Below are 24655 nucleotides of genomic sequence, written 5' to 3'. Positions count from 1 at the left end.
AAGCGGAATATTTTAAATATATACGGCAACAAGAATGCCAATGTATCATAAAGACTTGTTAAAATCAGAATAGCTCCGGATTTGCAATAATTTTCCTGGCCCTATCCTGCAAATCCTTGAGTTCTTCCTTATTCTTCTTTTTCAATAAGCTCAACATCATGTTCATACGTTGATTGTCCTTAAAAAACGCTTTTTTATCTTGTAAAAAATTCCAGTAAAGCGAATTGAAGGGACAGGATTTTTCTCCCGACTTTTTAGTATGGCTATAACTACATTCCTTACAATAGTTGCCCATTTTATTAATATAATTGGCACTGCTTACATAAGGCTTGGTCGCCACAATGCCACCATCGGCATATTGGCTCATGCCCCGGGTATTGGTAATTTCCACCCACTCGATCGCATCTATATATACGCCAAGGTACCAAGCATCCACTTTATCGGGGTCAATTTGAGTGAGAAGGGCGTAGTTTCCAATGATCATGAGCCGTTGAATATGATGGGCATACGCATCGTCTAAACTTTGGGTAATGGCCTTGTGCAAACAGTTCATTTTGGTTTTGCCCGTCCAAAAGAAATCCGGGAGCGGGTTGCGGTTCTCCAATTTGTTCACTTTGGCATATCCCGGCATTTCCTTCCAATATACCCCCCGCATGTATTCCCGCCAACCTAATATCTGACGGATAAAACCCTCCACTTGCGAGATATGGATGTCATCTTTATGCGCATGGTAATGGTCCAATACGGTATGGATTACTTCTTGGGGTGACAGCATTTTGCTGTTCATGCCAAAGGAAAGGCGCGAATGGAACAGGTATTTTTCCTGAGTATGCAATGCATCTTGATAATCACCAAAATATTTCAACAGATTGGAACAGAAAAACGTCAATAACTTTTTACATTCCTCGTGCGATGTTGGCCAGGGAAAATTATTGGCGTCAATGTTACCGAAGGTTTTTATATCCGCTTTTTTAATTTCTTCCAACAGTTCGGTAACGTCGGTATCAAAAGATAGTTCCTTGGGAATTTTTGGCGATCCGTCCCATTTTTTGCGGTTACTTTGGTCAAAGTTCCATTTACCGCCTTCGGGCTGATCATTGATCATCAAAATGTTATGTTTCCTTCGCATCATGCGGTAGAAACTCTCCATCAACAATTGTTTTTTTCCTTTAAAGTGATTTTCCAGATCATTTCTTTTGGTGTAAAAATGTTCGGTGTCAAAAACCTCGGAACTAATGGTAATGGATTTTACGATTTCCTTGAGCTGCTGGTCCAATCGGTATTCATCGGGCAATTGGTATTCGAACTTTTCAATTTGGTGTTCCGAAATGGCTTTTTTGATGAGCTCGGGCAGGTTTTGAGGATTTTTCTCATCACCTATCCTATAATAGATGACATGGTGCCCCTCCTCTTTTAAAGTATTTGCAAAATTCCTCATGGAACGAAAAAAGCCGACTACTTTTTGAATATGGTGCTTTACATAATCGGTTTCTTGGCGCATTTCGGCCATTAGGTATGTGTGGTCGTCGGTCACTTTATCGAACCAGCTGTGTGATAGGTTCAATTGGTCACCAAGGATTAGTCGAAGTGTTTTCATCGGTTAAAAAAGAGTGGGTTGTAGCCAAAGCGATCGGAATTTTTTATTGGGATCGTACATATCCGCCTGCCGTTTTGTGTTAAAAGTTCTGTTTCGCGGGTCGTTGCCCACACCGCTGTTGTACATCCAGTTGCCCCAATTGCTGTGTACGTCGTAGTCTATGAGCATCGATTCAAAATAGGCGGCCCCTATTCGCCAATCTTGTTGTAGGTGTTTGGACCAAAAACTGGCCACGTTCTGTCTGCCACGGTTGCTCATCCATCCGGTTTGTTTTAGTTCGATCATATTGGCGTTTACAAAATCATCATTGGTTTCCCCGTTGATCCATGCCATTTTGACATCTTGTATTGTGTGCCAGTCATATTTTTTGTGAAGAATGCCTTCCAATTTAAAAATATCATTTCCGTGTTTTAACGAAATGTATTTGAAGTAATCACGCCAAATCAGCTCAAAAACCAACCAATACGTATCCTGATTCTTTTTAATTTCCTTTTCAAATCGTTTTATTTCCCAATAGATGGTTCGAGCGGAAATACTTCCGTTGGCCAACCAGGGTGAGAGTTTGGAGCTGTAATCGGTGCCGGTAAGTCCGTTTCTCGTTTTTTTATAGTAGGCCAGTTTTTTGGTGTCCCAAAAGTAATGTTGTATGCGCATTCGGGCATTTTCCTCGCCACCTTTGTACGGAAAGGCGGACCTGTGATCTGTTTTAAAATCTAAGAACCCAAGACTTTCCAATGTTGGGACTTTAGTGTTGGGGTCTACTTGATTTTCCATGGGAAATGCTTTGGGCAAAGTAAAACATTGTCTGACCGAGGAATATTTTTCGCATTTTTTTCGAAAAAGTGTGAATATTGAAGGGATTTGTGCAGGGGAGGCAAAAGGAATATCATCGGGATGAAATAGGAATTGGTCGAAGATCTTGTGCAGAACAGTTCCTTTGGGTAATAGATTTTGAACATTTTGTACGGTTTGTTTCTCTTCAGAGGTCCATTCGTTCTGTACAAAAACGGCATCTATATTAAATTGCCTCACCAAATCAGGTATAACATCCTCTGGCTTTTCTTGGTAAACATAAAGAGTGATATTGAGTGCTTTTAGATTTTCATGAAGCTGTTGAACCGTTTCCAAAAGAAATTTTGCCCTGAAGCGTTCCGTTTTCTTGAATCCAAATTTATCAGTTTCGAATTGCCTAGGGTCAAAACAATACAGGGCTATTAATCTATTGGCCTTGGCGGCCAGATGCAAAGCTTCGTTGTCGTGTACCCGTAAATTATTTCCAAACCAAATTAGGCTAGTTGTCATGTTTGTTCTTGTTTTTTCTACAGTGTGCGCTGCAATAAATTACGTTATCCCAATCTTTCGCCCATTTTTTTCGCCAAGCAAAAGGTCTTTGGCAAACCGGGCAATGTTTTATAGGTAAATATGTTTTAAGATGTGCCAACCCAATCAACAATGTTTAATAAAATTACAAAATTATTAAACAAAAATAATTGAAAATGGAAGGGAAACCATTATTTGGAACTGTTCAAGGCCAAAATGCTTATTTTTACTTTTTAATTAGAATTTGGCCCAGTGGGCATTTATGGTACAGACTTCAAAAAATATAGCCATCATCGGTTCCGGATTGGTGGGCTCTTTGTTAGCGATTTATCTCCGAAAAATTGGACACAAGGTCACAGTTTTTGATAGAAGGCCGGATATTAGGACAATCAAGTTTTCTGGCAGGTCCATTAATTTGGCCATGAGCAATAGGGGTTGGCGCTCCCTTAATGCAGTAGGTATTGGTGAAAAGATCAAGGATATAGCCATTCCGTTGGATAAGAGGGCCATGCACGTTAACGATAAGCCCGTATATTTTCAAAAATATGGGAAGGAAGGGGAGGCCATCTGGTCCATTTCTCGCGGTATTTTGAACAAACGGATGATCGATTTGGCCGAAGAAGCAGGAACGGTGTTCAGGTTCGACGAAAAAGTTTGGGACGTTAACCTGCCCGAAGCTAAAATTTATACGGGGGAAACCGAAAAAGGAGAGTGGACGGAATATCAGTTCGATATCATTTTTGGTTGCGATGGTGCGTTTTCCAGAGTGCGCCACAAAATGCAACGTAGAAGTAGGTTTGATTATTCACAAGATTTTATCGATGTAGGGTATAAGGAACTTACCATACCAGCCAACGGGGATGGAACCCATAAGCTGGATAAAAACTCTTTTCATATATGGCCGCGAGGTGAGTTTATGCTCATTGCCATGCCCAATATTGATGGTAGTTTTACCTGTACCCTGTTTTTGCCGTTTGAAGGGAAGGTGTCTTTTGAAAGTTTGACCACTGTGGATGCTGCGAAGGCATTTTTTAAGGAGTATTTCCCAAACGTGCGCAAGGAAATCGAGAATTTGACCAAAGATTTTTTTCAAAACCCAACCAGCGCCATGGTGACCATGAAATGTTATCCTTGGACCTATTGGAACAAAGTTGCTCTGGTCGGTGATTCGGCACACGCCATTGTGCCTTTTTATGGTCAGGGCATGAATGCCGGTTTTGAGGATATATTTATCCTTAACAAACTCATGGAGAAATATGGGGACGATTGGGACGCTATTTTTTCCGAGTACCAAAAGGAACGTAAGCCCAATGCAGATGCCATTGCCGAGTTGAGTTATCGAAATTTTGTGGAGATGAGCCGTAAAACGGCAGACCCTAAGTTTTTGCTACAGAAAAAAATTGAAAAGCATTTTGCGGCCCTACATCCGGAGAAATGGATTCCTGTTTACAGTCGGGTCACATTTTCGGACAGGCCCTACGCCGAAGCTCTTGCTATTGGGGATATGCAGGAAGCCATTATGAAACAAGTGATGCAAATACCGAATATTGAAGAAAAGTGGGATTCCAAGGAAGTTGAAGAAATGATTCTGGAGTTGTTGTAGGCAAGTCAGGTCAATGGTCTTTTCCCCCGAAATCAAGAAGCCTATTATTTAGTCGGATATTAATTTCGCGAATAACTTGAACTCTTCCGGAAAACCAATTTGGTTTCTGAAAAGGGTAAAAGCAATACTCAACTATCTACTGGGTCGGGATTTGCTCATCGCTTTTTTATTTTGATTAACTACATAAAAAAAGCCACCTTTTAAGGTGGCTTCTATATTTTTAGTTCAAGTTTTAGGATTAAAGCTTTGCGAAAAGCTTTTCCATTCTTTCTTGTTCTTCTTCGGCCAGTAGCGGATCTACCAAAATCCTACCACTGTGCTCGTCTGTAATAATTTTTTTGCGCGAAGCTATCTCTACCTGAACCTGTGGAGGAATCGTGAAAAAGGAACCACCTGAAGCACCTCGCTCTACAGGAACCACGGCCAAACCGTTTTTTACATTGTGACGGATTCTTTTGTAGGCCTTCACCAAACGCTCTTCAATCTGCTCTTCGTACTCTTCAGATTTTTTCAAAAGCGCTTTTTCCTCTTTTTCGGTTTCTGCAAGAATAGCATCCAATTCGCCTTTTTTGTGTTTTAAATGGCTTTCGCGCTCGGACAATTTTTCTTTGGTCTGGGAAATTACTTCCTTTTTCTGTTCAATTTGCGCTTTGAACTCCTTAATGTTCTTTTCGGCCAATTGAATCTCCAATTCTTGGAACTCCACTTCCTTGCTCAGGGAATTAAATTCACGGCTGTTCCTCACGTTTTTTTGTTGCTCGCTATATTTTTTGATCAGCGACTTGGACTCTTCAATAAGATTCTTTTTGGCAGTAATCTCAAAGTTGATGGTCTCAACATCCGTTTTTAATTTGTCCATTCTGGTTTTAAGACCAAGAACTTCGTCTTCCAAGTCTTGTACTTCCAAAGGCAATTCGCCTCTAACGTTGCGGATTTCATCCACTCTGGAATCAATAAGCTGTAGATCGTATAGTGCTCTCAACTTTTCCTCCACAGTGTTTTCTTTCTTGTTCGCCATATATTTTATAAATACTTGATGGGATTCGTTATACTCTCCGATAAAGAGACTGCAAAATTAGGAATTTTTTTCGTAAGATAATCAACCAATAAATCTTTTGTAAACTGCTCAGTTTCAAAGTGCCCAATATCGGCGACCACCATTTGGTTTTCTGCACGGTAAAAATCGTGGTATTTTAGATCGGCAGTTACATAGATATCTGCACCGGATTTACTGGCAGCTTCTATGGCAAATGCACCACTACCGCCCAAAACAGCGACTTTGTTTACCTTTTTGCCCAAGAGTTCGGAATGGCGGACGACCGATGCGTTCATCCGCTCCTTGACCATTAGCAGAAACGCTTTTTCCGTTAGTTCTGTCTCCAATGTGCCGATCATGCCCATTCCAAGATTTTGATTGGTGTTTTCGAGGGTGATAATCTCATAGGCCACTTCCTCGTATGGATGGGATGAAAAGAGCGCTTTTAAAATAGCACTTTCTTTTTCAAAGGAATAGATAACATTGATTTGCGTCTCTTTTTCAAAATGGACTTCCCCAACTTTTCCTACAGATGGGTTGGCCCCGCTCTCTGCTTTAAAACTCCCGATACCTTCCAGGCTATAACTGCAATTGCTGTATTTGCCTATTTCGCCGGCACCTGCCTCAAAAAGGGATGTTTTTATTTTGTCAGCGTCTGCCAAGGGAGCGTATGTGGTCAGTTTTTTAATACTCTTGGCTTTTGGAATCAGGATTTTTGGATTTTTAATGCCTAGGACCTCACAGATTTTGGCATTGACCCCCATTTTGTTATTGTCCAGTGCCGTATGCATGCTGTAAATGGCAATGTTGTTGGCAATGGCCTTGAGCACCACTCGTTCAACATAATTGCTTCCGGTAAGTTTTTTTAAACCTTTAAATATAATGGGATGAAAGCTTACGATCAAATTGCAATTTTTGGCAATGGCTTCGTCCACCACATTTTCCAAAGTGTCCAAGGTGACCAAAATACCCTTGACCTTCATTTTGGGGTTGCCCACCAGTAAACCTACATTGTCAAAATCCTCTGCATGGGCCAAAGGGGCCAACTCCTCTAGCGTTTTTGCTATTTCGTTAACGGTCATTTTAAAATTGTTAAGTGTGCTAAAGATAAAATATTATATTTTCGTTCAATGCTTAAAGTACTCCGCATTTTAGCGTTTCCGGTTTCCTTGGTCTACGGTCTGGTGGTTTGTGTTCGAAACCTCTTGTTCGATATGGGCATTTTTTCTTCAAAATCCTATTCTACTCCGACTATTTGTGTTGGAAACTTAAGCGTTGGCGGCACGGGCAAAACTCCGATGACAGAATATTTGCTGCGTTTGTTGCAGGGGCGGAAAGCTGCCGTTTTAAGTCGTGGTTATAAGCGTAAGTCCGAGGGGTTTTATATGGCCGGTACAGGGGCAACGGTTTTGGAATTGGGTGACGAACCGTATCAAATACATCAAAAATTTCCTGAAGTTGACGTTGCGGTAGATACTGATAGGCGCAATGGTATTGAGCAGTTGGAAAGCTCGGTAAAGCCAGAAATCATTGTACTGGACGATGCCTTCCAGCACCGAAAGGTAAAGCCGACATTTTCTATTTTGCTCACTACTTATCAAAACTTATATGTGAACGATTGGTATTTGCCCACGGGCAGGCTTCGGGATAGCAAAAAAGAAGCAAAACGTGCGGATTTGATAATTGTAACCAAGTGCCCCGAGTTGCTAAAGGAGCATAAAAGAAAGATTATTACGGCCAAGTTGCGACCCATGGAACATCAAAAAGTGCTGTTTGCATCACTAAAATACCAAGATTTTGTAACCGATGGCGGTGAAAACAAGCTTCCGCTAGCTAAATTGGGTGAAAAGAATATTGCTTTGGTAACGGGTATCGCATCACCAAGGCCGCTAGAAAAATACCTAGAGTCCCAAGGCGTTGGTTTCAAGCATTTTGAGTTTGGGGACCATCATCATTTTTCGGACAACGACATTGATCAATTTAAAGATTTTGAACTGATCTTGACCACGGAAAAGGATTTTGTTCGATTAGAGGGTAGGGTAGAGCACCTTTATTATTTGGAAGTTGCCCATAGCTTTTTTGCTGGTGATGATGAGGTTTTAAAGAAATCAATCGAAGGATTGCTTTAAACGGAACCTTCTTCCATCTTTCTTCTAAAGATATTTTCCCCGATTTTTTGGTAAAACACTTCAGGTTTAAACGGTTTTGTGACCACATCGTTACAGCCTGCTTCGTAAAAACTGTCAAGGCTGTCGTCCAAAGATATTGCCGTTAGTGCGATTATGGGGATGCGTTGGTCGAACTTGCGTATTTGTCGTGTTGCTTCCTCGCCGCTAATCCCCGGCATGTGAATATCCATCAAAATAGCGTCGTAGGTGTTGTTTTTGGCCAAATCTATAGCCTCGTTTCCATTGTTGGCAATATCGCAGGTAATCTCTTTTTTGGTAAGCATTTTTTTGGTGATTACCTGGTTGATCTTATTGTCCTCGACCACCAATACGTGTAAACCTTTGAACTGAAATTCCTCTGGGTTGAGCTCAAACGCGACCTCTTCGCCGACCTTGCTCTCGAAATCCACATCCATTTCAAAAAAGAAAGAACTTCCTTGGCCCAGTTCACTTTCCAACTGTATGGTACTGCCAAAAAGGCCCAATAAGCTTTTAACAATGGTTAGTCCGAGACCGGTTCCCCCGTATTCCCTGTTAATTTGGATAGATCCTTGCTCGAAACTATCAAAAATATTCTGTTGTTGGTCTTCCGAAATGCCGATTCCATTGTCCCTCACCTCAAAATAGAGCTTTGCTTGGTCTTCTTCCTTTTTAAGGAGTTTGGCAATTACTTCTACTTTGCCATTTTTGGTGAATTTGAGGGCGTTGCCCACAAGGTTCATAAAAATTTGGGAAAGTTTTATGGGGTCGCCCAATAGTTTTTTGGGAATGGTCGGGTCATAATCCAAAACAAGCTCGGTACGCTGTTCATGGGCATTTTGTTGGAGCGATTCCATAACGTCGCTCAGTACTTTGTCGAGTTTAAACTCTATGCTCAGCGGCTCAAGTTTGTCTGCGTCAATTTTATTGATCTGAAGTATATCGTTAATAAAATTGAGCAAGTATTCCCCAGAAAATTTTAAGGATTTTAAATGTTCTTTTTGATGTTCCGAAGGATTTTCTTCAAGTAAAAGATGGGTGAGCCCGGTTACCGCATATAAAGGGGTTCTTAGCTCATGGGTCACCGTGGACAAAAAGTTGGTTTTTGCTTCCATGGCCGAGACCGCTGCGTCCCTGGCCAGCTCCAATTCTTTGTTTTTGGTGTAAAGAAGGTCGTTGGTTTTTAATTTGATCTGATTGTTCCGGAAAAGCGAAACTGCCAAAAGCGAGATGATGGTTAAAAATGCGGAGGTTAAAATTGCCGTGATTTCGGAACGGTTTTTTGATTCGCTCAACTCTTCGTTCTTGGCCTGCAGCTTATTGAGTTCGTTCATTTGATGATCGAAACGGATTTTGTCCGCAGTGGAAGCATCCAATTTTGCTTTTTCCATATTAAATATGGAGTCCTTTATTTGGGCCAGACCTTTGGCATACATCAACGACTCGTTATAGTTTCCGTTGGATTCGTAGATAAGGGACAATTGCTCGTATGCATTTTTTATTTCTTGTGCGTAACCATGTTTTTCGGCCAATTCCAGTGCTGCTTTTGCATGGATTGTAGCTTCTTCCAGGTCGTTGAGGATAACACTTATTTTGGCCAGTTCCAGATTTGCTTTTGTTGCCAAGAACGTTCTTTCCTTATCATCGGAATTAACAATAAGTGCGTGTAGGTTGGTTATGGCATCGTCAAACTTTTCTATGTTGGAATAGATATAGGCCTCGAGCAATAGAATGTTGTTGGTAAGGTTTCTGTTGTTGCTCAGTTTCCTGGATTCTTCCAATTGTTTTAGCGCCTGGAAGTTGTTGCCCTCATCAAATCTAAGTGCACCATCCAAGAATAGATGGAAGGCTTGACCGTAGGAATAGGAGGTGTCCTTTAAAAAATCCCCTGCTCTTTCCAGATAGAATATAGCAGTGTCCACATCTCCTTGTTCTAAGAATAAACGGGCATATTGGTGGTAGGTGTCCACTAAAAGCTTTGTGTCCTCGTTACTTTCTGCAATATTCGCGGCTTGGTCCAATGTTTCCAGCGCCTTGTCTATTTTATTCTGGTGACGATAGGTCATGAATGTATCAAAAATAGACTTTACGTCGGATGTGGAATTACTTTCGTTTTGACCAAAAAAGAGTTGTGTGCATAATAAAATGCACAAGAGCAATAGCGGTTGTTTGGCTACTTTAATGTTACCTAGGTCAATATTCAAACGTAGTTTTTCTTAATGAGCAAAGCTATTAAATCGATAATTCTGGAGCAATACCCAGTTTCGTTATCGTACCATCCAATGATTTTTACCATTTTACCGATCACGGAGGTCATCAAAGAATCAAACGTACAAGAATAACAACTATTGTTTATATCGATAGAAACGATAGGGTCTTCGGTATAATTGAGGATGCCCTTAAGATCGGTTTCGGCCTTTTCCTTAAAGGTAGTGTTTATTTTTTCAATGCTGGTTTCGTTTTTAACATTGAAAGTGATGTCGGTCAAAGAACCATTGGGTACCGGAACCCGAATTCCACATCCTCCAATAACATTGGACAATTCCGGAAAAATACTTGTTAAGGCTTTGGCGGCCCCTGTGGTTGTTGGGATTATGGACTGGCCTGCGGCACGGGACCTTCTTAGGTCTCGATGTGGGCTATCGTGTAAACTTTGATCGGAGGTATAGGAGTGTACCGTTGTTATGTAGGCTTGTTCAATTCCGCACAATTCGTTGATTACCTTGATCATTGGAGCAGCATTGTTGGTTGTGCAAGAGGCATTGGAGATAATGGTGTCATCCGCTTGGATGATTTCCTCGTTTACCCCCAAAACCACCATTTTAATGGTTTCATCTACGGGCGGGACCGATAGTATTACTTTTTTAGCTCCATTTTTTACATGGAACTCTAGATCTTCACGTTCTTTGAACTTACCCGTGGATTCGACAACAACGTCGACCCCATAGGATTTCCAATCGATTTCCTTGGGGTGTTTGTGGTTTAGCACCGGTATTTTCCTTTCGTTCACCACAATATGATTTCCCTCTTGGCCTACGTTGGCGTTTATTGGGCCATGGATACTGTCGTACTTGAGCAAATGGGCGAGGGTTTTGGTATTGGCCAAATCGTTGATCGCCACTACTTGGATGTTCGGATGTTTTAGCAAGAGTCTGAACAGTGTTCTGCCGATACGGCCAAAACCATTGATGCCAACCGTTATATTTTTCATGATTTAGAGTGCGCGATGCTATTGAATGTGTTTATGGGCTTTGTAGGATGACCGGACCAATGCTCCGCTCTCTACATGTCTAAAGCCCATTTTTAACCCTATTTCCTCATATTTTTTGAACTGTTCCGGTAAGATAAACTGCTTTACGGGAAGGTGTTTTTTGGAAGGTTGTAGATATTGGCCAATAGTAACTACGTCCACATCGGCTTTTCTTAGGTCTTCCATGGTTGTGATGACTTCGTGTTCCTCTTCACCAAGACCTAACATTATTCCTGATTTGGTTCGGTTGGCCCCGTTCTTTTTTAAGTAATCAAGTACTTCGAGGCTACGTTCGTATTTGGCCTGTATTCTAACTTCGCGGGTTAATCGCTTTACGGTTTCCATGTTGTGCGATATTACTTCTGGGGCAACATCAAGGATTCTGTCCAAATGAGTGGCAATACCTTGAAAATCAGGAATTAAAGTTTCCATGGTTGTTTCTGGGTTCATTCGTCTAACGGCTTTTACCGTTTCTGCCCAGATTATGGAGCCCATATCCTTAAGGTCGTCCCTATCTACCGATGTTAGGACCGCATGTTTGATATTCATTATTTTAATGGAGCGTGCGACTTTTTCCGGCTCTGCCCAGTCCACGGATTCCGGTCTTCCGGTTTTAACGCCGCAAAAACCACAGGAGCGCGTGCAAATATTTCCTAGAATCATAAAAGTGGCAGTGCCCTCTCCCCAGCATTCTCCCATGTTCGGGCAGCTACCAGAGGTACAGATGGTGTGGAGGTCGTATTTGTCCACCAAGCCTCTGAGCTGGGTGTATTTTTTTCCAGTAGGGAGTTTAACTCTTAGCCATTTTGGCTTTCCCTTGGGCGGATGAACGTTTTCTGCAACACTAGTGCTCATACAACAATTTTAGATTTACAAAGATACGAAACTGGCAAGTAAACTTTAGTCCTTGATTGGGGTCACTTTTTTTTGATGATTTCCGCCAAAAGTTTTTTTGCCCGGAGCAACTTTACCTTCACATTGTTTACCGGTTCGTCCAATTCTTTGGCAATATCGGCATAGCTCAACTCCTGAAAGTACCTCAAGTTGATTACTTTTTGGTAATGGGGCTTAAGTTTTTTGATATGCTGAAGAAGGTGGGCCAGGTTTTGTTCTGTGATCAGTCGGTCTTCGGCGGTAGGGGTTTCGTCCAACACTTTTTTAACTTCGTCTCCCCGTGATTCCATTTCGTTCATTAGACTTCTTTTTCGTTTACGCAGAAGATCTACATGAAGATTTTTGGAAATGGTAATGAGCCAAGTTTTAAACTCATAGGACTCGTCGTAAGTGTCGATTCTGTCAAAAGCCCGCGAAAATGTTCGTATGGTAATGTCCTCCGCATCGTTCTCATTTTTGGTGCGGAGCATCTGAAAACCATAAACATCGTTCCAAAAAGTATCCAAAAGGGTACTAAAGGCAATTTGGTTGCCTTGTTTTGCCTTTTGTATGATTTCCTTGATGGATTCGTCGGGTTTTTCCAAAAAAAATGAATTGCCTTATTGTTGGTGCGAGGCGTTAAGGGGTATCGGTGACCGTGTCTTTTTTACAATCTTGTTCTTCAGGAAGTTTTCCGCAAAACCCGCAGGCCTGTCCGTCTTTGTTCAAAAAAGGGTTCTGACTTGCGCAAGTACCGGCAAATTCACCGTTCTTTTTTGCCCAAATCTTGATCGCGATTCCTGCAAATCCTATGGCTAACAATCCAATGGTAACTAATGCTAACTTCATGTTCCAACTTTTTACAAAGGTACAAAATACCTTTTATAGGTCGGTAAGTTTAAGGTTTCTTTAAACCGGGGCCTAATATTTAATGTTTGCCACAATGTTGTCCACGGATGGGGCGCTATTGCCCCCTTTTGGCTCTATGGTGATATAACCTACGGCATTATCGGCATAGGGTAGGGCAAGGAGTTTGTCTTTTTCATCAAAATTTTTGATGACCCCCAGGTTTACGAGCTCACCATTCACCTCCGCCCACATTTGGAAACATTTGTCCTCGGGAAGTTCAGGAACATTGCTCACATTGATGTATGACAGCTTTTTTACCGGATTTATATAGGCAATGGCCTTAAGCTCTTTGCCTTCTTTTTGTCCTTTGACCTGATATTTTTTGGTCGCCGGATTGTTCAAGACAATAAATTGGTTTCGCATGTCCGCCAATTGGTCTTTCATGTTGTTTTCCAAATACTTGATCTGGTTGGTCACCATGGTATTTTCTTCTTGAAGGGTTTTGTTCTGGTTCCAGAAGAAAATGGATGACCCGGCAAAAATCATGATGGCAACACTCGCAGCAATAGCGTATCGGAAGAATCTTTTGCTTACCATGGATTCTTTCTTGGCGCTGGCAATTATAATTTCCTTAAGGCATTCTGGGGTCTTTTTAGCATATAAATTAGCGAAGGTTTCCAAGTTCTTTTGCAACTCATCGTAGGTTTCCCTTACTTCGGGGTACATGGCAATATACCTTTCCGCCTTTTGGGTCTCATCCTTGGTGGTGTCGCCCAATAGGTATTTTTCTAAAATGTCGGATTCTAAAAATAGTTTTACTTTTTCCTTCATGACAATAGGTTTAGAATAAGGAGCAAGGACATAGTGGTTCCGTAAATTTTTCCAAGTTCGCGAAGTCCTATTTTTAATCTGGATTTAATCGTACCCAATGGAATGTCCAGTTCTTCACTTGCCTCCTGCTGCGTCATTCCTTCAAAAAATAGAGCTTCTAGAACAATTCTGTATTTGTCTTCAATTTTATCCAAGTTTTCTTGGATGTCGAGATGTTCGGGATTTATTCCTTTGACTCCTACATTATATACGTCGGAAACATCTATTTGGATTTCCTTATCGGATTTATTTGCAACGCTGCGAAGCTTGTCTATGGCCGTATTGCGCACTATGCGGAACAACCATGTGAACAATTTGGCTTTTGAGGCGTCGTAGGTATCTGCTTTTTTCCAGATTTTGATAAAACTTTCTTGCAGCACATCTTGTGCAAGTTCTTCATCTTTTACCACTTTATATGCCACACCAAAGAGCGTATCGCCGTAGTTTTCATACAATAGGGAAATGGCCTTGTCGTCTTTTTCCGCTAACAATGAAACAATATGTCTCTCTATCAGTGTGCTCATTTAAGATGTTTTGGTAATTTTTTCAAGGGGCAAAAGTCTAAAATAGGATTTATCTCGTATATAAAACAAAGCTAAAGTAGAAAATGCTTTTCGACTTTGGTGTATTACAATGAATTTATGGGCGCTATGCCCTTACAACATAGATAAATTTGGTTAGTTTGGTTTGGTATAACCCTCGTTATTGTTAGCAATGCGAGGGTTATTTTATGATGTTTACTTCTGGTTGTAACTTAATTTTATAGGTGTTTTTTACTTTCTCCTGAATTTTTTTTGATAGATCTAGAATTTCTTGCCCGGTGGCATTGCCATAATTTACCAGGACAAGGGCTTGTTTTTCGTGCACCCCGGCATCGCCGAAACGTTTTCCCTTAAATCCACATTGTTCGACCAGCCAGCCAGCAGGAATTTTATATTTATTCTCCTCCAGCTCATAATAAGGGGCATTGGGGTGGAGTTTTAAAAACTTGTCAAATGCTTTTTTCGATATCACCGGGTTCTTAAAAAAACTCCCACTATTTCCAATTTTCTTTGGGTCGGGCAACTTACTTTCCCTGATGGCAATAACGGCGTCCGATACATCTTTAACGGTAGGATGCACAATTTCCCTATTTTTTAGCTCGTTTTCTATGGAGCCGTACCCCGTATGTAGGGCATGATTTTTTTTAGTGAGCCTTAGAGTCACGGAAGTAATAATATATTTATCCTTGGCGTGGTTCTTAAAAATAGAGTCCCTATAACCAAATTCGCAGGCCTCATTGTTGAACCCTTCAAGCTCGCCGGTTTCTATATTCATGGCGGCACAGGAAACAAACACATCTTTTAGTTCAACACCATATGCACCTATATTCTGTATGGGCGCCGTGCCTACATTGCCTGGTATTAAGGATAGGTTTTCCAGACCGCCATAACCCTGTTCCAAGCTCCACATTACAAGGCTATGCCAGTTTTCGCCGGCCATAACTTTTACCTCTACACTGTTTTCGTCTTCCTCAACAACGGTTATGCCCTTGAGTTTAATGTGGATTACCAGACAATCGATATCCTTGGTGAGCAGCATATTGCTCCCACCGCTTATAATAAACTTTTTAGGGTATGCCTTTAACTCAAGTACCTTTTGTAATTGAACCAGTCCGGTAATCTCAACAAAAAATCTAGCGTTAACATCTATACCAAAGGTGTTATAGTTTTTTAAGGATATGTTTTCTTGGATTTCCACTAATCTTTATACTTCTTTAGGGCGCTTCGCAAGATTTGGACTGCTTTTACAAGTTGCTCTTTTTCTAGCACATAGGCAATTCTGATCTGATTTTTTCCCAATCCGGGCGAAGCATAAAATCCTGCTGCTGGGGCCACCATAACCGTATTCCCGTCGAGTTCATAATTTTCCAGGAGCCATTGAGCAAAATCATCGGCATCTGCTATGGGCAATTCTACCACGCAATAAAAAGCGCCTTGGGGGACAGCTACTTTTACACCGTCTATTTTTTTTAGTTCTGAAATAAGGGTATCCCTTCTGGCAACATACTCGGTGATAACATTATCAAAATATTCCTGTGGTGTTTCCAGAGCCGCCTCGCTGGCAATTTGAGCAAAGGTAGGAGGGGATAAACGGGCCTGTGCAAACTTCATAGCTGTTTGTATAACCTCCGTGTTTTTGGAAATCAGACAGCCGATTCGTGCGCCGCACATACTGTAACGTTTGGATACCGAGTCCACGACAATGGCGTTTTCTTCCAAGCCTTCCAGCTGTAAAATGGAATAATGTTCACGGCCATCATAAGCAAATTCCCTGTAAACTTCATCGGCGATCAAAAACAGATTGTGCTTTTTTACCAATTCTGCCAATTGCTCAATCTCTGCTTTGCTATATAGGTAGCCTGTTGGATTGCCCGGATTGCAAATAAGGATTGCTTTTGTTCTTGGCGTGATGAGCTCTTCAAACTTAGAGATGGGAGGAAGTGCAAAGTTATCATCGATAGAAGATACAATAGGTTTTACCTTTACCCCCGCGGCAGTTGCAAAACCGTTGTAATTGGCATAGAACGGCTCTGGAATAATAATTTCGTCATCGTTGTCCATTATGGTCCCCATGGCAAAAGAGAGTGCTTCCGAGCCTCCTGTCGTCACAATAATTTCGTCGGCACTTATCCTAATATCCTGTTTGGCATAATAATCGGCAATCTTTTTTCGATAGGCTTCGGAACCTTGTGTCATGCTGTACTCCAAAACCTCAATGTTGTGGTTTCTTACCGCGTCCAGCGCAACTTTTGGAGTTTTTATGTCGGGTTGACCAATATTCAGGTGGATAACATGTACACCTCTTTTTTTTGCTGCTTCCGCAAAGGGAACCAATTTTCGAATTGGTGACGCAGGCATTTGTCTTCCTTTATTGGAGATACTTGGCATGGGTTAAATTTTTGACAAAAATGAGAAAACCTGTTATTGCAAACAACAACTTTTACATTTAATTCCTTGATTATCGAAATGTTAAAATCCGTAATACTTTACCCTCTTATTTGTATATTTAATAGATATGGTAAGTTGATTGTAAGTATGTTGAGGAAAAAATCTATATTTTTTACACTTTTACTATTTGTGCCCCTATGGATGGTTGCACAAGGATTTAGATTGCCCAAAGGTGAAAGATTTGAAAAAATCAGATTTGAGCTTATCAATAATTTGATCATAGTTCCGGTCGAGATTAATGGAACGGAACTTACATTTATTCTGGATTCCGGGGTAAGTAAGCCAATACTCTTTAACCTTTCCGAATCGGATTCCGTATCGATCAACAATGTTTCCGAAGTTACCATAAGGGGACTGGGCGATGGGGAGCCCATGAAAGCATTGAGCTCCAAAGGCAATATTTTCAAGTTCGGTAAAGCAAATAACTTTTCGCAAGACCTGTATGTGGTCATGGATAGAAATATCAATTTTTCCACATCCCTTGGAATTCCCGTACATGGAATTATGGGTTACGACCTATTCCGCGATTTTATCGTTGAGGTAAATTACGGAGCAAACAGATTAAAATTGCATAATCCCGAAACGTACACGTATAGAGACAGCAAAAGGGCACAGACCATTCCTTTAGTGGTGGACAAACGAAAAGCCTATATTGAGGGTATGGTCCTTATGAAGGATACAGCCAATATTCCGGTAAAACTATTGGTCGATACTGGAAGTAGTGATGCACTTTGGTTGTTCCCTGAACCGGAAAAAGGACTGGAAATCCCCGAAAAAAGCTATGATGACCATTTAGGGCGAGGGTTAAGTGGTGATATTTTTGGCAAAAGAAGTAAAATCAATGGGGTTCGTATAGGGGATTTTGAACTAGAAGAAGCAAAAGTGGCATTCCCGGACAGGGAATCTTTTCAAGGTTTGGATACTTTGGGCAACCGAAACGGAAGCCTGGGGGGAGAGGTTCTTAAGCGTTTTAATATGATTTTTGATTATGGCCGTGGATTGGTAACCCTCAAAAAGAACGGAAACTTCAAGGAGCCGTTTCAATATAACTTGGCAGGTATAGACCTTAAGCATAATGGTCTGCGCTACATTGCGGAAAGTATTGCCGGGGTAAACGGGGTGGTCAAGAACGAGAATGGCAGTACTTTTGGAAATGTGCAAATTTTGCTGGAAAACAAAACAAGACTGAGTTTGGTACCGGAAATAGTGGTATCCGGTATTCGGGCCGGTAGTCCTGCGGCTGAGGCTGGTTTAAGGGAAGGTGATGTTATTTTGGCGGTGAATGGCAGAAATGTACATAAATATAAGCTTCAGGAAATTCTTAAAATGATAAACGACAAGGAGGGCAAACGTATTAAACTGTTGATAGAAAGATACAATCAAGATCTATTGTTCTCCTTTGTCCTCAAAAAAGTATTTGACGAACAGTAAAAACAAAACCCCAAAAACCATAGGTCTTTGGGGTTTATTTATTGTTCTTTTCTTTATCTATTTGGCTCCAGGGGTTTTTACCGTCCCTTTTATTTTTAGAACCTTTGTAGGTGTGTCCGCATTCGATGTAACCGTTATGGCCTTTCTGATCGGACCAACCCTGTTGGTGTCATATTTCACCTCAATTTTGCCCGTTTTTCCTGGCATAATAGGCTCTTCCGGTTTTTTTGGAATTGTACAGCCACAGCTAGATCTAACATTGCTGATCACCAAAGGAACATTTCCAGTGTTGGTAAACTCAAATACACGGATACCATCACTGCCTCTTTCAATTTCCCCGTAATCAATAGTCTCGCTCTTAAATTCGATTTTAGCGGTTTCTTGAGCGTAAATCCCTAAGGATAAAAGCCCTACAAACAGCATGAGTACAGTTTTTTTCATCATTTTTGGTTTTTGGGTGAACTTCAAATGTAGATGTTTTGATACCTGCATCCAAAATTCTTTTGTTATAGAATAACGTTACTTATTTTTGTTTCGTATTTCTGGATTGGCTCTCATCCGAAGAATAGCGTAAAATTAACATTTGGCTTCCTCTTCAAAAAACCCAATCACAGTCCAATTAAACAAAAACTGTACCGAAAAATGGAGATTCCATCAAAATATGACCCAAAACGGGTCGAAGAACACTGGTATGCCTACTGGTCCGAGCACGATTATTTTAGTTCAAAACCGGACGAAAGGGAGCCTTACACCATAGTAATTCCTCCGCCGAACGTAACCGGAATCCTTCACATGGGCCATATGCTCAATAATACCATACAGGATGTATTGATCCGACGAGCAAGACTTTTGGGTAAAAATGCCTGTTGGGTGCCCGGTATGGACCATGCATCCATTGCCACCGAAGCCAAGGTGGTTGCCAAATTAAAGGCAGAAGGTATCGATAAATCCAAATTATCACGAGAGGAATTTCTAAAACATGCTTGGGATTGGACGAACGAGTATGGTGGTGTAATTCTTCAACAGTTAAAAAAACTGGGTTGCTCCTGCGATTGGGATCGAACAAAATTTACCATGGATGACGATATGTCAGCCTCGGTAATCAAGGTTTTTGTTGATTTGTACAATAAGGGTTTGATTTACAGAGGGTACAGAATGGTAAATTGGGATCCTGAGGCCAAGACCACGCTCTCCGATGAAGAGGTGATATATGAGGAAAGACAAGGAAACCTATACTATTTGTCCTATGCCATAGAAGGTTCCGACGAGAAAGTGACCATTGCCACAACGCGTCCGGAGACCATATTGGGAGATACCGCAATCTGTATTAATCCCAACGATGAAAGATACCGTCATCTAAAAGGGAAAAAGGCGATTGTGCCAATCTGCGATCGGGTAATTCCCATTATTGAAGACGAATATGTAGATTTAGAGTTTGGTACCGGGTGCCTAAAAGTTACCCCTGCTCACGACGAGAACGATAAAAACCTTGGAGATAAGCACGATCTAGAGGTAATCGATATTTTTAATGAGGATGCTACCCTTAATTCCTTTGGACTGCACTACGAAGGCAAGGACAGGTTTGTGGTTCGAAAAGAAATCTCAAAAGAGCTAGAAGCCAAAGGTTATTTGGTAAAAACAGAGCAGCACATCAATAAAGTAGGCACGTCGGAAAGGACCAAGGCCGTAATTGAGCCTAGGCTGTCCGACCAATGGTTCCTTAAAATGGAAAACCTGGCCAAACCCGCTATAGAGGGCGTTTTGCAGACTAAAGATGTAAAATTGTACCCATCCAAGTTCGATAACACCTATCGCCATTGGATGGAGAATATCCGTGATTGGAACATATCGCGTCAATTATGGTGGGGACAACAAATCCCGGCCTATTATTATGGTGACGGAAAAGATGATTTTGTGGTGGCCGAATCCCCAGAAGAAGCATTGGAACTGGCAAAGGCCAAAAAGCCGGGAATCCAGCAATCCGATTTGCACCAAGATGCCGATGTGTTGGATACGTGGTTCTCATCTTGGTTGTGGCCCATTAGTGTTTTTGGGGGTATATTGGAACCCGACAATGAAGAGGTGAATTATTACTACCCCACCAGCGATTTGGTGACCGGTCCCGATATTTTATTCTTTTGGGTCGCTAGAATGATCATGGCTGGTTACGAATACAGAGGAAAACGACCGTTTGAAAATGTATACCTTACTGGATTGGTTCGGGACAAACAGCGACGAAAAATGTCCAAATCACTTGGAAATTCGCCCGACGCCCTAAAATTGATCGAGAATTTTGGTGCCGATGGAGTCCGTGTTGGACTTTTGTTGAGTTCTGCGGCCGGTAACGATTTGCTGTTCGATGAGGCACTTTGCCAACAAGGAGCAAACTTTGCCAATAAAATTTGGAACGCATTCCGATTGGTAAAAGGATGGGAAGTAGCGGATATTCCACAGCCCGAAGCAGCGCAAAAAGGAATTCAATGGTACAAGGCCAAGTTTAATCAAACATTGGTCGAGATAGAGGACCATTTCTCCAAATATCGTATTTCCGATGCCTTGATGGCCATCTACAAATTGGTTTGGGACGATTTCTGCTCGTGGTTATTGGAAATTGTAAAACCGGAATATCAAAAACCCATCGATCAAAAAACGTATGACGAGGTATTAAGTCTTTTCGAGGAAAACTTGAAATTACTTCATCCATTCATGCCATTTTTGACGGAGGAAGTATGGCAACACATTGCAGAGCGTTCGCCGGAAGAAGCTTTGATCGTGGCAAAATGGCCAGAGGCCAAACAAGTGGATGCTGTGTTGATAGCCGAGTTTGAATTTGCTTCCGAAGTAATATCAGGTGTCAGGACCATCAGAAAAGAAAAAAACATTCCCCAAAAGGATGCATTGGAGCTATTTATGATAAATGCCGAAGGAATAGGAGGGGGAATGGATGCCATAGTTCTGAAACTTGGAAACCTTACCAAAATGGAGTCGGTGGATGCCAGTTTGGACGGTGCCTTGACGTTTAGGGTAAAAAGCAACGAATATTTTATTCCGATCAGCGGTGCCATAGATGTTGAGGCGGAGATTGCAAAGATTACCGAAGAGCTCAATTATACCAAAGGATTTTTAAAATCCGTAGAAAAAAAATTGGGCAACGAACGTTTTGTGAACAATGCACCGGAGCAAGTCGTTGCCATGGAGCGAAAAAAAGCCGCAGATGCCGAAGCTAAAATAGAGACCTTGGAAAAAAGTTTGGCCAGTTTGCAATAGTTTTGGACAAACATCAAACAGATTAATAAAAGGGAAGCTTGCTTCCCTTTTCTTTTTTTTTATACTTTGGAGCTCCCTAACCAACTCCGAAAATGAATATGAAAAACCTCAATAGAAGAAGTTTTATCCAAAAAACTTCGTTGACTGCGGCCGCTGTGTCCTTGGCACCGGGATATCTAAGGGCAAATTACGAGCGACCGTTGTCATCAACCTACATGGGTGGGTTTTCGGCACCTAAATTAGAAACCGTACGAGCTGCATTTATTGGAGTCGGAGCCAGGGGAGGAACCCACGCTAAATTTTTTGCTGCTTTGGCAGGGACGGAAGTTGTTGCCATTTGTGATTTGTACGAAGATCTGGTAAATGAAAAAACCCGTTGGGTAAAAGAAGCGGCCGGTGCAAATAGGCACAAGAATATAGCTCAATATTGGGGAAGTGAGGATGAGTGGCGAACTATGCTCAAGGAAGTAAAACCGGATGTTGTATTCATCGCGACCAACTGGGCAAACCATGCTCCTATGGCAATTGGTGCAATGGAGAATGGTGCTCATGCCTTTGTAGAAGTGCCCATGGCAACCACAATCCAAGATATGTGGGATATTGTGGATGCCAGTGAGCGGACCCAAAAGCATTGTATGATGTTGGAGAACGTTAATTATAGCCGCGACGAGCTTATGTTCCTTAATATGTGCCGAAAAGGCTTGATCGGAGAAATATTACATGGCGAGGCTGCCTATATTCACGAACTGAGATGGCAAATGGAAGAACAGGAGCGAGGTACGGGATCTTGGAGAACCCATCACTATGCCAACCGAAATGGAAACCTGTACCCCACCCATGGGTTAGGACCTGTGGCCCAATATATGAACTTGGCCAGACAAGATGATACCTTTGGAAGTCTTGTCTCCTTCTCGACACCATCAAGAGGAAGGGAACTCTATGCGGAAAGGAACTACCCCGCCGACCATAAATGGAACCAGCTTGACTTTAAAGGAGGTGATTTAAATACTTCCATAATTAAAACGACCCTTGGGAAAACTATTCTGGTCCAGTGGGACGAAACCAGCCCAAGGCCATATTCCCGATTGAACCTGGTGCAAGGCACCAAAGGTGCATTGGCAGGATTCCCTACCCGTGTAGCTTTGGAAGGTGGTGTGGACGGAATTACAAAAGATCATCATTCATGGGTGCAGGGTGAACAGCTCGAAAAATTGTATGAAAAATATGATCACCCAATATACAAAAGATTGAACGTGGCGGCCAAAGGAAGCGGGCACGGGGGAATGGACGGTATTATGGTGTACCGGATTGTGGAATGTCTGCAAAAAGGATTGCCCTTGGACCAAAACGTTTACGAAGGATGTTTGTGGAGTGCCGTTTCGCCATTGAGCGAGCGCTCTGTGGCCAGTGGTGGAGCACCGCAGCCATTCCCGGATTTTACAAGAGGTAATTGGAAGGATACCGCACCATTGGAAATTATAAGCTGAGCACTATTTCAATGATTGAATTAAAAGTACCTGCCCGAATCTGTTTTTATGGGGATCATCAAGATTATTTGGGGCTTCCCGTTATTGCCGGATCAATAGATCGATATATCAATGTTAAAGCTGTTGCAAACCAGGATAAAAAGTATCGGTTAAAATTATTGGACCTGAACGAAGAGGTTATTATTTCGGTTGATGATGACCTGAAAGATATTCAACCTGGTGATTACTATCGGTCCGTGATGTCCATTTTAAAAAATCAAGGATTTTCCTTTGAACAAGGATACGATATCGAAATATCGGGGAACATTCCCGTAAATGCCGGATTGTCCAGTTCCTCGGCCATAGTGGTGGCCTGGGTTCGATTTTTGGTGGCAACACAAGGTAAATCCGGGGAAATCAGTGATTATCAAATCGGAAGGTGGGCCTACGAAGCAGAAGTGCTGTTTTTTGATCAACCCGGTGGTTTGATGGATCAATACACCATTGCGCAAAAAGGGCTCATTTATATCGATACAAAAAGTGGGGAAAGCACACGTTTAAATGCCAATTTGGGCAAACTGTTGGTGGCCGAGTCTGGAGTGCCCAAAAAAACCTTGGAAGTTTTGAAAAACGCTCAAGTTTACGCGGATAAGGCTGTTCAAGCGGTTCAAAAGGAATATCCTGAATTTGAGGTGGAAACATCGACCTTGGACGACTACGAAAAATATAAGGCGTTGGTTCCTGTTGAGCTTCAAGATTATTGGTATTCCACTTTGTACAACTATCACATCACTATACAGGCAAAAAGAGAACTATCAAATCCAAATCCAAATCCAAATATTCAGGTTTTAGGAGATTTAATGAATCAACACCAAGCAATTCTTCAGGACCAGATAAAGAACACGCCGAAGAAAATGGTGGAAATGATGGATGCCGCCCGAAGGGCAGGTGCCGTGGGAACAAAAATTATAGGTTCCGGTGGAGGAGGATGTATGGTGGCCATGGTTACAGAAGATGTTGAGGGTAAGGTGAAACAGGCATTTTTAGAGCATGGTGCCAAAGATGTTTATGTCGTAGAATTAACTAGTTGATAGGAATGGAGAACACGAGTTTGGTTATAATGGTGGGTGGTGCATCCTCCCGAATGAAAAGAAGTTTGCAGACAAAAGAAGGGGAGGGAATCATGACGAATATTCCCCATAAGAGTTTAATTCCTGTCGGACAAAAAGGTAGGCCATTTTTGTATTATTTGGTTAAAAATGCCATTAATGCAGGATACCGGAAATTGTATTTGATTACAAGCAGTGATAACAAAGCTTTTCAGGAATTTAAAGATTTTGGAGACCTTCCCAAAAATCTGGAAGTATTTTTGGCGGTACAATCGGTTCCCGAAGGTAGGGAAAAGCCCTTGGGAACGGCCGATGCCCTTCAGCAATGTATGGATCAGTACCCAGAATTGAAACAGACCGCCTTTACGGTTTGTAATGGGGATAATCTCTATTCGGTGGAAGCCCTAAAAGATTTAAGGAAAGATAGAAAGGCTCCCCATGCCTTGATCAGTTATGCAAGCTCTGGATTTGATTATACCGAAGAACGCATTGCCAAGTTTGCCGTAATGGATATTTCCTCCGATGGGTTTCTTCGGCGAATTGTTGAAAAGCCAAAAGTAGAAGATGTTCCCAAATATCGAGACACTTCCGGTGAGTTAAGGGTGAGCATGAACATTTTTAGTTTTTCCGGGGAAGAAATATATCCGTTCGTAAAAAATTGTCCCATTGATCCTGTACGTAACGAAAAAGAATTGCCAAGGGCTGTGGCCATATTGGTCAGTGAGCAAACACAAAGTGTCCTTTGTATTCCACGTTCCGAACATATTCCAGATCTTACCGATGCCAATGATATTCAATTATTTAAAAATTTAGATTAACTTAAGGGCAGTTAATCCCATTCTTGCAT

22 protein-coding genes are annotated in these 24655 nt (G+C 41.7%); 7 read left to right on the top strand and 15 right to left on the bottom strand.

Features of this window, described 5'->3' with window-relative positions; genetic code table 11:
• Positions 1–64 precede the first annotated feature (64 nt).
• The 3 genes from ACXAFK_RS13075 to ACXAFK_RS13065 are packed head-to-tail and all read right to left on the bottom strand — an operon-like array spanning position 65 to position 3038.
• Entirely contained in the window at positions 65–1597 is a 1533-nt protein-coding gene (locus tag ACXAFK_RS13075) for a cryptochrome/photolyase family protein (protein WP_474958038.1), read from the bottom strand.
• Positions 1598–1600: 3 nt separating this feature from the next.
• Positions 1601–2899 carry a DASH family cryptochrome gene (locus ACXAFK_RS13070; protein WP_474958037.1) on the bottom strand — a complete coding sequence of 433 codons (1299 nt, stop codon included), beginning with the start codon at positions 2897–2899 and terminating at the stop codon, positions 1601–1603.
• Positions 2889–3038: a DUF2256 domain-containing protein gene (locus tag ACXAFK_RS13065; RefSeq protein ID WP_474958036.1), complete on the bottom strand. Its 150-nt coding sequence runs from the start codon at positions 3036–3038 to the stop codon at positions 2889–2891. Before ACXAFK_RS13065 ends, ACXAFK_RS13070 begins: the two co-directional genes overlap by 11 nt.
• A gap of 141 nt (positions 3039–3179) precedes the next feature.
• Between ACXAFK_RS13065 and ACXAFK_RS13060 the strand changes: the two genes are divergently transcribed.
• The gene (locus ACXAFK_RS13060) at positions 3180–4520 is read left to right on the top strand and encodes an FAD-dependent oxidoreductase (protein ID WP_474958170.1); all 1341 of its coding nucleotides are present in this window, start codon (positions 3180–3182) and stop codon (positions 4518–4520) included.
• A gap of 238 nt (positions 4521–4758) precedes the next feature.
• Here ACXAFK_RS13060 and ACXAFK_RS13055 read toward each other — a convergent pair whose 3' ends face one another.
• A complete protein-coding gene (locus ACXAFK_RS13055) occupies positions 4759–5538 on the bottom strand; it encodes a zinc ribbon domain-containing protein (RefSeq protein ID WP_224837627.1) in 780 nt (259 codons plus the stop codon).
• Between the two features lie 5 nt (positions 5539–5543).
• Complete coding sequence (locus ACXAFK_RS13050; RefSeq protein ID WP_474958035.1) at positions 5544–6638, bottom strand: Nif3-like dinuclear metal center hexameric protein; 1095 nt, start codon at positions 6636–6638, stop codon at positions 5544–5546.
• A gap of 48 nt (positions 6639–6686) precedes the next feature.
• On the opposite strand from ACXAFK_RS13050, the gene lpxK reads away from it, so the two are divergent.
• A complete protein-coding gene (gene lpxK / locus ACXAFK_RS13045; RefSeq protein ID WP_474958034.1) occupies positions 6687–7685 on the top strand; it encodes a tetraacyldisaccharide 4'-kinase in 999 nt (332 codons plus the stop codon).
• On the opposite strand, the gene ACXAFK_RS13040 is transcribed toward lpxK, so the two are convergent.
• The 9 genes from ACXAFK_RS13040 to ACXAFK_RS13000 form a co-directional block, all read right to left on the bottom strand.
• A complete protein-coding gene (locus ACXAFK_RS13040; RefSeq protein ID WP_224837630.1) occupies positions 7682–9907 on the bottom strand; it encodes a tetratricopeptide repeat-containing hybrid sensor histidine kinase/response regulator in 2226 nt (741 codons plus the stop codon). The genes lpxK and ACXAFK_RS13040 overlap by 4 nt on opposite strands.
• Positions 9904–10914 carry a type I glyceraldehyde-3-phosphate dehydrogenase gene (gene gap / locus ACXAFK_RS13035; protein ID WP_474958033.1) on the bottom strand — a complete coding sequence of 337 codons (1011 nt, stop codon included), beginning with the start codon at positions 10912–10914 and terminating at the stop codon, positions 9904–9906. Before gap ends, ACXAFK_RS13040 begins: the two co-directional genes overlap by 4 nt.
• An 18-nt stretch (positions 10915–10932) precedes the next feature.
• On the bottom strand, positions 10933–11808 hold the full coding sequence (gene lipA / locus ACXAFK_RS13030) for a lipoyl synthase (RefSeq protein ID WP_293296334.1): 876 nt from the start codon (positions 11806–11808) through the stop codon (positions 10933–10935).
• Positions 11809–11870: 62 nt separating this feature from the next.
• Positions 11871–12431, bottom strand: coding sequence for an RNA polymerase sigma factor (locus ACXAFK_RS13025; RefSeq protein ID WP_224837633.1), 561 nt, complete (start codon positions 12429–12431; stop codon positions 11871–11873).
• A gap of 34 nt (positions 12432–12465) precedes the next feature.
• Complete coding sequence (locus ACXAFK_RS13020) at positions 12466–12675, bottom strand: membrane or secreted protein (RefSeq protein WP_224837634.1); 210 nt, start codon at positions 12673–12675, stop codon at positions 12466–12468.
• A 72-nt stretch (positions 12676–12747) separates the two neighbouring features.
• Positions 12748–13506, bottom strand: coding sequence for an anti-sigma factor domain-containing protein (locus ACXAFK_RS13015; protein WP_474958032.1), 759 nt, complete (start codon positions 13504–13506; stop codon positions 12748–12750).
• Positions 13503–14069: an RNA polymerase sigma factor gene (locus ACXAFK_RS13010; protein WP_224837636.1), complete on the bottom strand. Its 567-nt coding sequence runs from the start codon at positions 14067–14069 to the stop codon at positions 13503–13505. Before ACXAFK_RS13010 ends, ACXAFK_RS13015 begins: the two co-directional genes overlap by 4 nt.
• A 199-nt stretch (positions 14070–14268) precedes the next feature.
• On the bottom strand, positions 14269–15285 hold the full coding sequence (gene murB, locus ACXAFK_RS13005; protein WP_474958031.1) for a UDP-N-acetylmuramate dehydrogenase: 1017 nt from the start codon (positions 15283–15285) through the stop codon (positions 14269–14271).
• Entirely contained in the window at positions 15285–16475 is a 1191-nt protein-coding gene (locus ACXAFK_RS13000) for a pyridoxal phosphate-dependent aminotransferase (RefSeq protein WP_474958030.1), read from the bottom strand. Before ACXAFK_RS13000 ends, murB begins: the two co-directional genes overlap by 1 nt.
• A 201-nt stretch (positions 16476–16676) precedes the next feature.
• Between ACXAFK_RS13000 and ACXAFK_RS12995 the strand changes: the two genes are divergently transcribed.
• Entirely contained in the window at positions 16677–17966 is a 1290-nt protein-coding gene (locus tag ACXAFK_RS12995) for an aspartyl protease family protein (protein ID WP_474958029.1), read from the top strand.
• Positions 17967–18023: 57 nt separating this feature from the next.
• Here ACXAFK_RS12995 and ACXAFK_RS12990 read toward each other — a convergent pair whose 3' ends face one another.
• Positions 18024–18410 carry a DUF1573 domain-containing protein gene (locus ACXAFK_RS12990; RefSeq protein ID WP_293296327.1) on the bottom strand — a complete coding sequence of 129 codons (387 nt, stop codon included), beginning with the start codon at positions 18408–18410 and terminating at the stop codon, positions 18024–18026.
• 198 nt (positions 18411–18608) lie between these two features.
• Here ACXAFK_RS12990 and ACXAFK_RS12985 point away from each other — a divergent pair, with 198 nt between their 5' ends.
• From ACXAFK_RS12985 to ACXAFK_RS12970, 4 genes are all read left to right on the top strand, one after another.
• Positions 18609–21233: a valine--tRNA ligase gene (locus ACXAFK_RS12985; RefSeq protein WP_474958028.1), complete on the top strand. Its 2625-nt coding sequence runs from the start codon at positions 18609–18611 to the stop codon at positions 21231–21233.
• Between the two features lie 98 nt (positions 21234–21331).
• The gene (locus ACXAFK_RS12980) at positions 21332–22720 is read left to right on the top strand and encodes a Gfo/Idh/MocA family protein (RefSeq protein ID WP_474958027.1); all 1389 of its coding nucleotides are present in this window, start codon (positions 21332–21334) and stop codon (positions 22718–22720) included.
• Between the two features lie 11 nt (positions 22721–22731).
• Positions 22732–23790 carry a GHMP family kinase ATP-binding protein gene (locus tag ACXAFK_RS12975; protein ID WP_474958026.1) on the top strand — a complete coding sequence of 353 codons (1059 nt, stop codon included), beginning with the start codon at positions 22732–22734 and terminating at the stop codon, positions 23788–23790.
• Between the two features lie 5 nt (positions 23791–23795).
• On the top strand, positions 23796–24626 hold the full coding sequence (locus ACXAFK_RS12970) for a sugar phosphate nucleotidyltransferase (protein ID WP_474958025.1): 831 nt from the start codon (positions 23796–23798) through the stop codon (positions 24624–24626).
• Positions 24627–24655: the final 29 nt, after the last annotated feature.

Source organism: Flagellimonas sp. ABD4_174, assembly GCF_056160185.1.
Note: the sequence above shows the minus strand (reverse complement) of the source record. Positions and strands in the feature narration are given on the sequence as shown.